This window comes from Promicromonospora umidemergens, from assembly GCF_024171995.1.
GTDB lineage: Bacteria > Actinomycetota > Actinomycetes > Actinomycetales > Cellulomonadaceae > Promicromonospora > Promicromonospora umidemergens.
In genome coordinates, this window is the sequence record NZ_JAMTCT010000015.1 from 108,258 (window position 1) to 120,535 (window position 12,278).

Below are 12,278 nucleotides of genomic sequence, written 5' to 3' on the forward strand. Positions count from 1 at the left end.
AGGTCACAGACGTGCGGGGCACGGACCGATAAGGTCCATGGTCTCCCCATCAACTCCTTGGAGTGATCGCGCCATGCCCACGGCCACCCTGCTGCGCCCCGCCACTGACGCCGATATCTCACGCCTGGTCACCCTGAACAACGCCGCGATCCCCGCGGTCCCGGACACCCCGGCCGCCGACATGGCCGAGCTGCTCGACGTCGCGTCGCTCGCGCTGGTCGCCGTCGACCCCAACAGCCCCGCGGACCCGCTCGGCTTCGTCGTCGCGCTCGAGAGTGGCGAGGACTGGCCGGGCGAGAACTACGCCTGGTTCGAGGAGCGCGGGCTGGACCACCTGTACGTCGACCGCATAGTGGTCGGCGAGGGTGCGCGCGGCCGCGGCATCGGTCAGCTCTTCTACGACGCCGTGTTCGACGCCGCACGCACTGCCGGCCACGAGGTCGTCACCTGCGAGGTCAACCTGAACCCGCCGAACCCCGGCTCGATGCGCTTCCACGGCCGGCTCGGGTTCGAGGAGCGTGGGCAGCAGCTCACCAAGGGCGGAGACGTGCTGGTCGCGAAGCTGGCGGCCGACGTCGGCAGCGCCGGCGCAGACGACGCCGCAGGCCGCGCCGCCAAGCGCCGGGCCGCGACGAGCCGTGCGACGACGACCGGGACGAGCCGGACCGGCGTGCCGACCATCGCGCCAACGGGAGCACGGGCAGCGCTCACGACCGCCGCCGTCTGACGCTGCGGGCCCCTGGTCCCTGGGTGAGGAGTCCGCTACCTCCAGGTAGCGGCGCCGAACCGCAACCTCTGCGTCTAGCAGTCCGCCCCGCGGCGCGGAACCGCACGTCGCGAGTCACCGGCGGTGCCGAACCGCAGGGAACACGTGCACTGAACCCCGTATGGACTCGTAACCTTCAGTTGGCGCCCACCCGGGGCACGCAAGTTGCGGTTCGGCACCTCACAAGCGCCCACCCAGACACACAAGTTGCGGTTCGGCACCCCAGGACCGCCCACCAGACGCTCAAGTTGCGGTTCGGCCCACGAACCGCAACCTGAGCACCGCCGAACAGATCACCGCTGTGCGGGGTCGATCCCTAGGGTTGCCAGGGCCTCGCGGACCGACGGGCCGCCGATCCGGCCCGGCTCCACGGCCAGTGCCCGCGTCGCCACGGACCGGTCGACGCCCGCCACGAGCATCACGAGGGCGGCCCGCAGGTCGCCGTCCGTGGCGGCCAGCGCGTTCGCGCACACGTCCGACTCCAGGTTCGTGGCCTGCGTGAGCAGGCGGACCAGGCGTTGGCGCAGCTTGGCGTTGGTCGCGAGCACCTCGACCATGAGGTTCGAGTACGTCTTGCCGAGCCGCACCATGACCGCCGTCGAGAAGGTGTTGAGCACCATCTTCTGCGCGGTGCCCGCCTTCATGCGGGTGGACCCCGTGATGGCCTCCGGACCGGTGTTCACCAGGATCGGCACGTCCGCCTTCGGCGCCAGGGCGGCGAACGGGTTGGACGCGAGCAGCACGGTCCGCGCCCCGCGCGCACGGCCCACGTCGAGCGCTCCCCCGACATACGGGGTGCCGCCGCTGGCGGCGATACCGAACACGATGTCGGCGGGCCCGACGTCGGACACCAGCGCCCCGCCTGCCTCGATGTCGTCCTCCGCGCCCTCGGCCGCCTTCTTGAAGGCGTTCAGCCCGCCCGCGAGATGCGGCACGAACATCTCCTCGCCGACGCCGTAGGTGGGCAGCAGCTCCGCGGCGTCGAGCAGGCCCATGCGGCCAGACGTGCCCGAACCCACGTAGTGCACCCGTCCCCCGGCGCGGATGCCCTCCACGGCCAGGTCGATCGCCTCGACGATGCGCGGGTGCGCCGCGCGTACCGCGGCGATGACGGCAGCGTCCTCGTCGGTGATCATGCGCACCATCTCGGCCGTGGAGACCACGTCGATGTCACGTGTGCGCGGGTTGCGCTCCTCGGTGGGTGAGACCGGGCGCGGCGCCGCCTGTGCGTGCCGTTCGAATCCCGCCTCCGCGATCATCGGCGAGCTCCTTTCGTTCTACCTGCTGTGTGCTCTTGGACCCTGTGCTGCTCATGGCTCATAGCTGCTCATCGCTCATCGTCGCTCGTCACCGCTGCTGTGCTGGTCTTCGCCGTCCTGCCGGCCTGTCTGTCCCCGGAGGCGCTCGACGGCGGCCCTCGCGTTCGCCCGCCCCGTCCCGCACGCCACCACCACCGCCGGGCCACCACCGCTCAACGTCCCGAACCAGTCCGCCACCGGACCGGGAAGACCCGTGTGGACCACGACAAGATCCGGCCGGACCGCCCAGAGCTGCTCCAGGCGGGCTCGTTCGGCCGAACCCGGGACGGGCTCACGAGTGATCACGACCAGTGGTTCGGAGCGAGACGCGTGATGGACGGTGCCCTCAGGAAATTCTGCGCCACGTTCGGTCCCGGCCTTGTCGAGATCCGCCGTTACACGGTACCGGGAGAATCGGGTGATTAGCACCGCAAGTCCATGTTGATCCAGGCCGAGTTCCACCGGCTCCCCATCGACGGCACTGTCGACGGCCCGTTCCCCGGCCCCGTCCTCGGCCCCGTCCTCGGCCACGTCGCCCGGAAACACCCTGGCCCCCGGCCACGTCGCGGTGATGGCTGCCTGCACGTGCCGAGCCTTGCGTCCGGCGGCATGGTCCAGCCGGGTCCGCAGGTCGACCACGTCCGGCTCGGCCGTGGACGCGAGCGGCACCAGGCGCCCGCCCCGCACGTGCACGACGGCGTCCGCGATCCGCGCTCCCAGCTCGGACAGGTCCGCGAGCGCCTCCGTCGCGACGTCGACGCCGGTCGCCGGTCCGGCGGCGGCCCGCCGTTCGCGGACCGCCGTCACGAGGGCCTGGGTGCGTGCCCTGGACTCCTCGAGTCGCTCGACGGTCAGCCGCCCGGTGGCCACTGCCTGGCTCAGCGCGTCGTACGACTCGGTGTACAGGGCGGGGTCCAGGCCGAGGCAGAGCAGGTCGGCGCCGGCCTCGACGGCGCGGACGGCGGCCTCCCCCACGGAGCCGGTGAGCTGGCGCAGGGCGCCCATGTCGAGGGCGTCGGTGATGATCGGCCCGTCGTGGCCGAGCTCGCGCAGCAGGCGCGTCGCGGCCGGCTCGACGGAGGCGGGCGCCGGCCCGAGGGCGGGGAAGAGCACGTGGGCGGTCATGACGGCGTCGAGGGCGGACCGGCCGGCGTCCCTGCCCTCGGGCCGCAGGGCCCGCGCGAACGGCACGAGGTCACGCGTCCGCAGGAGGTCGAGCGGTTCGTCCACGACGGGTAGGCCGATGTGCGAGTCCACGGTGGTGGCGCCGTGCCCGGGGAAGTGCTTGCCGCACACTCCGACGCCTGCGCTGCGCACGCCGCGCGCGAACGCGATGCCGTGCCGGGCGACGTCGTCGGGCGTGGTCCCGAAGGCGCGCACACCGATCACCGGGTTGTCCGGCTCGGAGACGACGTCGAGCACCGGGCCGAGGAGCAGGTCGATGCCGGTCGCCGCGAGCAGCCGGCCCAGTGCCCGGCCGGCGTCCAGCGAGACGCTGCAGCCGCCCGGGTAGGCGCCGAGCGCCGCCGCCCCGGGCAGGGACGAGCCGTGGACGGCCTCCAGCCGCGACACGTCGCCGCCCTCCTCGTCCACGGCGATGACCAGGTCGGGCGAGATCGTGTGCAGCGCGGCGGACAGGGTCGCGGTGGTGGCGACGTCGGGCGTGTTCCGCGCGAAGTAGACGACGCCGGCCAGGCCCGCGCGGGCGGCGTCGGCCAGCCAGCCCGGGACGAGCGTGCCCTCGAAGCCGGGCAGGAGCACGCCGTTGACGGCGCGCTCCGTACGGGCCGGCCCAGCGTGCTCAGCGGTCATGCCTTCACGGCCCCCGCCGTGAGACCAGAGGCGAGGCGTCGCTGGACCAGGATGAAGAAGATCATCACGGGCACGGTGATGATCGTGGACGCCGCCATGATGGCGCCCCAGTCGTTGGAGTGGATGCCGAAGAACGAGTGGAGGCCGATCGCCACCGTGTAGCTCTCCGTGGCGCCGCCCAGCATCGTCATGGCGAAGATGAACTCGTTCCACGCGGTGATGAAGCTGAAGATGCTGGTGGCGACCAGGCCGGGTGCCACGAGTGGCAGCAGGACCGACCAGAACATGCGGCCCCAGCTCGCGCCGTCGAGGTAGGCGGCCTCCTCCAGCTCGACCGGGACCGCGGCGACGAAGCCGCGCAGCATCCAGATGCCGAACGGGAGCGCGAGCGCCACGTAGACCACGACGAGGCCGATCAGGGTGTTGAGCAGCTGCAGGTCGCGGACCTGGACGAACAGCGGGATGACGAGCGCCTCGAGCGGCACCATCTGCACGATCAGCACCATCATGAGGATCTGGGTGCGCATCTTGAACCGGAAGCGCGCCACCGCGACGGACGCCAGCAGCGCGAGGACCGACGAGACGACCACCGTGCCGAGCGCTACCAGCAGGGAGTTGCGCAGGAAGGTCCCGAAGCCGCCCTCGGTGAGCACGAACACGTAGTGGTCGAGCGTCGGTTCGGCCGGCCAGAAGCTGCTGGTGTTCCCGGCCTGCGCGTCCAGGGAGCTGTTCAGCATCCAGTAGACGGGGAACAGCGTGAAGACGAGCAGCAGGGCGACGAGCACGCCCTTGCCGAGCTGGCGCAGCGGCGAGCGGCGTGCGGTGCGCCGCAGCGGGCGGTTGCCGCTCATCGTTCCTCCTCCGCCAGGACGGCGCGGACGTAGACGGCGGTGATCGCGAGCAGCAGCAGGGTCAGCAGCACGGCGATCGCCGAGCCGAAGCCGTACCGGTTCTGCCCGAACGACTCGACGTACGACCACACGCCGAGGTTCAGCACGGACCGGTTCGATCCCGCGCCGCCGGGCATGAGGTACACCTGCGCGAACACCTTGAAGTCCCAGATGGTCGACAGGATGATCACGACGGCGAACACCTGCCGCAGCTGGGGCACGATGATCGAGAAGAACCGGCGGAACGCGCCGGCGCCGTCCATCTCGGCGGCCTCGAGCATCTCCTTCGGCACCCCGAGCAGGCCGGCGAGCACGGTGACCGCGACGAACGGGAACCCGTGGTGGATCACGTTGAGCAGGACTATCGCGTAGAACGACCACCGGTCGGTGAACCAGTTGGTGGGGTCGTCCAGCAGGCCGAGCCCCATCAGGACGTCGTTGAAGACGCCGCGGTCGGCGTCGAAGATCCACACCCACACGTACGTGCCGGTGACCGCCGGCATGGCCCAGGCCGCCATGATCGCGCTGGACGTCACCGTGCGCCAGAAGGTGCCGAGCGAGGCGAGCAGCACCGCCACACCGGTGCCGAACGCGACGGTGCCCACGACGGACAGGACGGCGAACCCCACGGTGTTGGGCAGCACCACGGTCCACAGCTCCGGCGACGCCAGGATCTCGGCGTAGTTCTCCAGGCCGATCCAGCTCAGCTCGCCCGTCGTGATCTCCCGCAGCCCGTAGTCCTGCAGGGAGAAGAGGAACACCCGCACCAGCGGCCACAGCAGCAGCACCGCCAGGACCGCCAGCGCGGGGGCGAGCAGCAGCCAGGGCCGCACGGTGGCGGCCCTGGCCCGGCTGAGCCGCGGCAGTGTCTTTCGCAGACGGGTCTCCGTCAGCTGCTGAGTCACTCAGACCCGTTCAGCACGCTGGTCATCTCCTCGGCGGCGGCCTTGCTCGCTTCCGCGACGGTCGCGTCCCCAGAGAGGATCGACTGCATCATGGTGCTCGTCGTGAGCTTGGCCTGCACGTTCCCGTAGGTGGGCGCCGCGGGCACCGAGGCGCCGCCCTCGACGAACTGCCTCGCGAACGGCGCCACGAGCGGGTCGGTGCTCTCGAGCGTCTCGTCCAGCAGCGAGACCTGGCCGGGGAAGTACCCGGACTGCTCGCTCCACTGCTGCGCGAACTCACCGGTGGTCATCATCTCGATGAACGTGAAGGCCAGGTCCTTGTCCTCGGCCGTCTCGAACATGCTCAGGTGCGAGCCGCCCAGGACCGACGGGGCGATGCCGCCGTCCTGGCCCGGGATCGGCACGGCGGCGAACTTGCCCTCCATGTCCGCGTTCGCGTCGACGATCGCACCGGGCGTCCAGGAGCCCATGACCGCCATGCCGACGTCGCCGGCGGCGAACGCGTCGAGCACGTCGGTCTCGCGCCAGGTGGTGGCACCGGTCGACGAGTAGCCGCCCTCGGTGGCCAGGCCGGTCCAGAACTCGAGGCCCTCCTGCGACTCGGGGCTGTCGAGGCCGGAGGTCCAGGTGTCGCCCTCGAGCGTGGCGACCTCGCCGCCCGCTCCCCACACCCACGGGTAGACCGTGAACTCGGCGTCGCCGGGGACCGCTACCGCGATCTTGTCCGGGTACTCCTCCTTGAGCCCCGCTGCGGCCTCCTCGAGCTCCTCCCACGTGGTGGGCGGCTCGACGCCGGCCTTCTCGAACATCTCCGTGTTGTAGACCAGCGAGCGCACCCCGGCGTACCAGGGCATGCCGTAGAGCTGCTCGTCGTAGGTCCCTGCCTCGACCAGCCCCTCGACCAGGTCGTCGCCGATCCCTGCGCCCTCCACGTGCTCGTCGAGCGACGCGAGCGCGCCGGCGTCGGCGAACTCGGGGGTCCAGGTGGTGCCGGTCTCCGCGACGTCGGGGGTGGTGCCGCCGGCGATCGAGGTGACGAACCGGTCGTGGGCGTCGCCCCACTCGACGAACTCGACGTTGAGCGTCGCGCCGGTCTCCTCCTCGAACGCCGTCGAGACGTCGGCGAAGAAGCCGTCGGCGTCGGGGTTCGTTCCCTGCATGATCCAGACGTCGAGGGTGCCGTCACCCTCGCTGTCGCCGCCGTCGCCCCCGCCGCCGCAGGCGGCCGTCGTGGCAGCGAGAAGCAGTGCACCGGTGGCCGCAGCTATGGGCCGTCGCATCGCTCGAGTCATCGTTCGGCTTCCTTCCGCTCGGTGCCGCGAGAGGAGCCAGGTGGTATTCCTGAGAAATGAAATTTCCTATACGCGGCATTGCGTGGAGATTACTAACGGGATGGACTATCTGCTAGGGGTGTTACCAAACCGTGATTGCCCATGATGGCACGCGATCCGGAGCGGGGCCCGTGCCTCGTTCTACAGAACGCGCGCGGTCCATTTCGGCGTGCCGAACTTCGACTCCACCAGCTCGCCGGCGAGCCCCCACTCCGTGGGGGTGATCTCGCCGGTCACGGTGCGGTACCGCCCACGGAAGGACGCCTCGAGCGCGTCGATCACCGCTGCCCTGCCGAGCCCGGTCTGGGAGCGCAGCGGGTCGACCCGCTTGTTCGCGCTGCGCGTGCCCTTGTCGCTGAGCTTCTCGCGCCCGATCCGCAGGACGTCGGTCATCTTGTCCGCGTTCAGGTCGTAGGCCATCGTCGCGTGGTGCAGGACGGCGCCCCCGGCGAGCCGCTTCTGGGCGGCGCCGGCGATCTTCCCCGCGGGCGAGGCGATGTCGTTGAGCGGCACGTAGGCGGCGTCGATGCCGAGATCGTGCAGGGCGCCGATCACCCAGTCGTCCAGGAAGGCGTAGGACCGTTCGAAGCTCAGGCCGTCCACGAGCGAGCCCGGCACGTACAGGGAGTACGAGATCGTGTTGCCGGGCTCCATGAACATGGCGCCGCCCCCGGTGATCCGCCGGATCACGCGGGCCCCGTGCCGCGCGGCACCCTCGACGTCGACCTCGTTGCGCAGGGACTGGAACGATCCGATGATCACCGCGGACTCGTCCCACTCCCAGAAGCGGAGGGTCGGCCCACGCCGCCCCGCGCCGAGCTCCTCGGTCAGGACCTGGTCGAGCGCGACGTTGAGCAGCGGCGACACCGCCGGGGTGCGGACCACCTGGAACTCGTGGTCCTCCCAGGCGGTCGCGTGGCCCAGCGCGCGCCGGGCGGCCACGGCCACGGCGTCGGCGTCGAAACCGACGGCGGTGGCGTCCTTCAGCGCTCCCCGCACCGCCTCGGCGAGCTGGGTCTTCGAGGAGTCGGCGGGCATGCCGTCGAGGGCCTCCCCCATCGCCTCCAGCGCCTCGTCGGGCTCGAGGAAGAAGTCCCCGCTCACCCTCGTACCCACCAGCCGCCCCGGGGGTTCACCCGCCTCGACCACGTCGGTCTCGACACGAACCAGCTTTCCGAGTGGAACCTTGTACTCTCCGCGCACGTGTTCACAGTAGGCGACGGTGCCTGCGGTGTCCGACGTCGGGCCGCGCCTCAGGTACGGAAGGTGCGGCCCGACGTCGGGCACATCCGCTATTTGGCGAGAAGGCGTGTCAGAACAGACCAGAATTTCCTCCTTTCTTTAGACAACCTTGCCCTGGTTTCGTGTCAGAATGACCGGGTGTCCGAACTCGCACAGGGTATTGATGAAGCGGCGGTCGACGCCTGGGTCGTCGCTCTCGACGTAGGCGGCAGTGGCTCGCGCCTTGTCGCCGAATTCGGCAGTTCCACACACCCTGAGCGCATCAGCCTGAGTGGTCGCGCCGTCAAGGTGAACCACCACGGCAGCGACGCTCCCGCGGTCGTCGCCTCGCTCTGCCAGTCCTTCAACGCGTGGGCCGCACGCATGGGCCACGACGGGATGAGCGACGGCAGCACCGCACCGGTCGCCTCCGCCGCCGTCGGCATCACCGGCCTGACGTCGCTGGTCGAGAAGCCGACCGACGTACACGACATCCTGGCGCGCGAGCTGCGGACCAACCGCACCGCCGTCGCCGGTGACGCGCTCACCGCCCACCTCGGCGCCCTCAAGGGGCGTGCCGGGGCAGTGCTCTCCGTGGGTACCGGCGCCGTCGCGTTCGGCTACGACGGCGTGAGCCGCTGGCGTCGCGCGGACGGCTGGGGCCACCTGCTCGGTGACCTCGGAGCCGGCGTCTGGGTCGGTGGCGAGGCGCTGCGCGCCGCCGGTCGCTACCACGACGGCGCATCTCGCGGCGCCTCGAAGCGCCTTCTGGACGCGGCGGTCGCCAAGTTCGGCCTGATCGAGAGCTGGCCCAACCAGTTCTACAAGAACGCGGAGCGCGCCCGGCAGCTCGCCTCGATGGCCCCCGAGGTCATCATCGCGGCGGCCGAGGGCGACTCCACCTCGATCCGCATCCTCGACGAAGCCGGCCGGCACCTCGCCGACACGCTCTCCAGCGCGCTCGGGCGCGGCATCCCACCGCTCGCCTCCACGACCGGCCGCCTGGTGCAGGAGGAGTCGCCGCTCACGGTGTCGCTCACCAAGCACCTCTCCGAGGACCGGCCCGACGTCTCGCTCGTGCCGAGCGACGGATCGCCGCTCGACGGCGCACTCCGCCTGGCCCAGCGCCTGCGTGACGCACCACAGTCCGTCGCCGGTTTCCGCCCGTGGCTCACCATCCGCGCGGACGGCCACCACACCCTCCCCGAGGCCGTCGAGGACGTGGGCGCCGCGGACACCCTTGCCGCGAAGCTCTCGGCCACCGACCTGCCCGGTGACGAGCTTCAGTGACCGGCTGTCGTTCACTGACACGTTCCTTCACTACTGCGTCACGCCCGGATCCCCGGTACGGGTGTATGTTCTCGACCCCTAGACCCCCCACCACATCCCGGGAGATGCGACATGACAGGTGACGTCCTCGTCCGACTCAGGCGCGCACTACCAACGCTGCGACCAGCGGAGGCGAGGGTGGCGCAGACGGTCCTCGACGACCCGAACACTGTCGTCCAGTCCACCATCACTGAGCTCGCAGGCCACGCGGACACGTCACAGGCCACGGTCGTGCGCTTCTGCCGCGCCGTGGGCTATGCGGGCTACCCCGAGTTCCGGATCGATCTCGCCCAGGCGACCAGCCGGCGCGAGGTCGAGATGGAACGCTCCGGCATCGCCGAGGGCGAGATCAACCAGACCGACGACATCGAGGCCGTCGTCTCGAAGATCGCCTTCCACGAGGCTCGCACCATCGAAGAGACCGCCCGCATGATCGACACCGATGCGATCGAGCAGGTCGCCACGGCCATCTCCGAGGCCAAGCGGGTCGACGTCTACGGTGTCGGCTCGTCCAACCTCGCTGCCGCCGACCTCGCGATGAAGCTGCAGCGCATCGGTGTGTTCGTGTTCACCTCCCCCGACCCGCACCAGCAGCTCGCCTCGTCGGCCCTGCTCGAGCCGGGCAACGTCGCGATCGCCGTCTCGCACTCCGGCCAGACACGGGAGACGAACCAGGCTCTGGAGAACGCCCGCAAGCGCGGCGCGCTCACCGCGGCGATCACGAACTTCCCGGACGCTCCGATCGGCCTCGTGTCCGACGTCGTCCTGGCGACCACGGCACGCGAGACCCAGTTCCGGGTCGGGGCCATGTCGAGCCGCATCGCTCAGCTCACGGTCGTGGACTACCTGTTCGTCCGCGTCGCCCAGCGCACGTACGACCGCTCGTCCATCGCCATCAAGGCGACGTACGAAGCCGTCCGCGACCAGCGCCTCGACCTCGGCAGCCCGAGGCCGGACCGGTCGGCGGCACCGGTCGTCTGACCCAGGCAGCTGGGCCGGGACGGACCTCTGGCGAGGTCCGTCCCGGCGCCCTCAGGGGCGGGGTTCCACGCCCGACTTCAGGAGGCCGTACACGTACGCCTCGGTAACCGCCTCCCAGGCCGCCTCGACGACGTTGGGGCCCACGCCGACCGTGGACCAGGAGTGCTCCCCGTCGGAGGTGTCGATAAGGACCCGGGTGATCGCGTCGGTGCCGAGCTCCGTGTCGAGGATGCGCACCTTGAAGTCGATGAGCTCGAACCGGGCGAGCTCCGGGTAGACCCGGGACAGGGCCGTGCGCAAGGCCTGGTCCAGCGCGTTGACCGGGCCGTTCCCCTCCCCCGTCGTCACGATGCGCTCGCCGCCCGCCCGGATCTTGACGGTCGCCTCGGCCACGGCGACCGCGTCGGGCGCGTGGACCGACGGCGGCGCCGCGCCCGCTGGGACGGTCTCGATGATGGTCCGCCACGACTCGACCGTGTAGAACTCCGGCCGGCGACCCAGCTCGGACCGCAGCAGGAGCTCGAACGACGCGTCGGCCGCCTCGTAGGTGTAGCCGGCGGCCTCGTCGTCCTTCACCCGGTTCGTGACCCGCGACAGCAGCTCGCCCTGGCCGGCGAGGTCGAAGCCCAGCTCCCGGCCCTTGAGCTCGATCGAGGCGCGGCCCGCCATGTCCGAGACCAGCATCCGCATGTCGTTGCCGACCAGGGTGGGGTCGGTGTGCTGGTACATGTCCGGGTCCACGCGGATGGCGCTGGCGTGCAGCCCGCCCTTGTGCGCGAACGCGCTCGCCCCGACGTACGGCTGGCGCGCGAACGGCGAGATGTTCGTGATCTCGCTGATCGCGTGCGAGATCCGCGCGGCTTCCCGCAGGCCGCCGTCGGCCAGGAGGGACATGCCGCCCTTCAGCTCGAGGTTGGCGACGACCGTGACGAGGTCGGCGTTGCCGGTGCGCTCGCCGTACCCGTTGATCGTGCCCTGCACGTGCGTGGCGCCCGCCTCGACGGCGGCGAGCGAGTTCGCGACGGCGCAGCCGCTGTCGTTGTGCGCGTGCACGCCGAGCAGCTGTCCTGACCCGACCGGGACCGCGGCCCGCAGCTCGTGCACGATCTCGCCGACCCACGCCGGCAGCATGCCCCCGTTGGTGTCGCAGAGCGTGACCACCTCTGCGCCCGCGTCGAACGCGGCGGTGACGGCGCTCCGCGCGTACTCGGCGTCGTGCCGGTAGCCGTCGAAGAAGTGCTCGGCGTCGAGGACGACGCGACGGCCCTCCGCGACGAGGAAGCCGACGGTGTCGGCGATCATCGCGAGGTTCTCGGCGCGGGTCGTCTTCAGCGCGCGCTCCACGTGCCGCGCGTCCGACTTGGCCACGAGCGTCACGACGGGTGTCGCGGCGTCGAGCAGGGCGCGCACCTGCGGGTCGTCGCCCGCGCGGACGCCCGCACGCCGGGTCGCCCCGAACGCGGTGAGCACCGCGTTCTTGAGGGTGAGCTCGGTGGCGGCGCGGGCGAAGAAGTCGGTGTCCTTGGGGACCGCGCCCGGCCAGCCGCCCTCGATGTAGCCGACGCCGAGCTCGTCGAGGAGAGCCGCGATCGCGAGCTTGTCGGAGACGGAGAGGCTCATGCCCTCCTGCTGCGCGCCGTCGCGCAACGTCGTGTCGTACACCTGGAACGAGGCGGTGGTCATCGATGCTCCCAACGATGTGTCTGGCGATGTGGCCGAGGCCGGGGCTTCAGCCAACAAAAAAA

General features: G+C 70.9%; 10 protein-coding genes. 3 read left to right on the plus strand and 7 right to left on the minus strand.

Annotation, left to right across the window (positions count from 1 at the left end):
* Window positions 1-73 precede the first annotated feature (73 nt).
* Window positions 74-727: a GNAT family N-acetyltransferase gene (locus tag APR04_RS20865; protein ID WP_253873865.1), complete on the plus strand. Its 654-nt coding sequence runs from the start codon at window positions 74-76 to the stop codon at window positions 725-727.
* Window positions 728-1,059: 332 nt separating this feature from the next.
* Here the strand turns inward: APR04_RS20865 and murQ are convergent, their stop codons facing one another.
* The 6 genes from murQ to lplB all read right to left on the minus strand — a co-directional run bounded on the left by murQ (window position 1,060) and on the right by lplB (window position 8,205).
* A complete protein-coding gene (gene murQ / locus APR04_RS20870) occupies window positions 1,060-2,025 on the minus strand; it encodes an N-acetylmuramic acid 6-phosphate etherase (protein WP_253873867.1) in 966 nt (321 codons plus the stop codon).
* Between the two features lie 75 nt (window positions 2,026-2,100).
* Window positions 2,101-3,876: a glycoside hydrolase family 3 N-terminal domain-containing protein gene (locus APR04_RS20875; protein WP_253873869.1), complete on the minus strand. Its 1,776-nt coding sequence runs from the start codon at window positions 3,874-3,876 to the stop codon at window positions 2,101-2,103.
* Window positions 3,873-4,727 (minus strand): carbohydrate ABC transporter permease, encoded by an 855-nt coding sequence (locus APR04_RS20880; protein ID WP_253873871.1) that lies wholly within the window; start codon window positions 4,725-4,727, stop codon window positions 3,873-3,875. The genes APR04_RS20875 and APR04_RS20880 overlap by 4 nt, the downstream gene beginning before the upstream one ends.
* Complete coding sequence (locus APR04_RS20885; RefSeq protein ID WP_253873975.1) at window positions 4,724-5,644, minus strand: carbohydrate ABC transporter permease; 921 nt, start codon at window positions 5,642-5,644, stop codon at window positions 4,724-4,726. The genes APR04_RS20880 and APR04_RS20885 overlap by 4 nt, the downstream gene beginning before the upstream one ends.
* Before the next feature lie 23 nt (window positions 5,645-5,667).
* Window positions 5,668-6,963, minus strand: coding sequence for a sugar ABC transporter substrate-binding protein (locus APR04_RS20890; RefSeq protein WP_372496149.1), 1,296 nt, complete (start codon window positions 6,961-6,963; stop codon window positions 5,668-5,670).
* 180 nt (window positions 6,964-7,143) lie between these two features.
* Window positions 7,144-8,205, minus strand: a complete 1,062-nt coding sequence (gene lplB / locus APR04_RS20895; protein ID WP_253873873.1) for a lipoate-protein ligase small subunit — start codon at window positions 8,203-8,205, stop codon at window positions 7,144-7,146.
* 177 nt (window positions 8,206-8,382) lie between these two features.
* On the opposite strand from lplB, the gene APR04_RS20900 reads away from it, so the two are divergent.
* Window positions 8,383-9,513, plus strand: coding sequence for an N-acetylglucosamine kinase (locus APR04_RS20900; RefSeq protein WP_253873875.1), 1,131 nt, complete (start codon window positions 8,383-8,385; stop codon window positions 9,511-9,513).
* Between the two features lie 111 nt (window positions 9,514-9,624).
* Window positions 9,625-10,533, plus strand: coding sequence for a MurR/RpiR family transcriptional regulator (locus APR04_RS20905; protein ID WP_301312771.1), 909 nt, complete (start codon window positions 9,625-9,627; stop codon window positions 10,531-10,533).
* A gap of 51 nt (window positions 10,534-10,584) precedes the next feature.
* Here APR04_RS20905 and cimA read toward each other — a convergent pair whose 3' ends face one another.
* Window positions 10,585-12,216, minus strand: a complete 1,632-nt coding sequence (cimA, locus tag APR04_RS20910; protein ID WP_253873879.1) for a citramalate synthase — start codon at window positions 12,214-12,216, stop codon at window positions 10,585-10,587.
* Window positions 12,217-12,278: the final 62 nt, after the last annotated feature.

Excerpts from the sequence above, each read along its gene's own strand:
- APR04_RS20865 (WP_253873865.1), top strand. The coding sequence starts at position 74 with ATGCCCACGGCCACCCTGCTGCGCCCCGCCACTGACGCCGATATCTCA.
- APR04_RS20880 (WP_253873871.1), bottom strand. The coding sequence starts at position 4,727 with ATGAGCGGCAACCGCCCGCTGCGGCGCACCGCACGCCGCTCGCCGCTG.
- cimA (WP_253873879.1), bottom strand. The coding sequence starts at position 12,216 with ATGACCACCGCCTCGTTCCAGGTGTACGACACGACGTTGCGCGACGGC.
- APR04_RS20875 (WP_253873869.1), bottom strand. The coding sequence starts at position 3,876 with ATGACCGCTGAGCACGCTGGGCCGGCCCGTACGGAGCGCGCCGTCAAC.
- APR04_RS20905 (WP_301312771.1), top strand. The coding sequence starts at position 9,625 with ATGACAGGTGACGTCCTCGTCCGACTCAGGCGCGCACTACCAACGCTG.
- APR04_RS20890 (WP_372496149.1), bottom strand. The coding sequence starts at position 6,963 with ATGACTCGAGCGATGCGACGGCCCATAGCTGCGGCCACCGGTGCACTG.
- murQ (WP_253873867.1), bottom strand. The coding sequence starts at position 2,025 with ATGATCGCGGAGGCGGGATTCGAACGGCACGCACAGGCGGCGCCGCGC.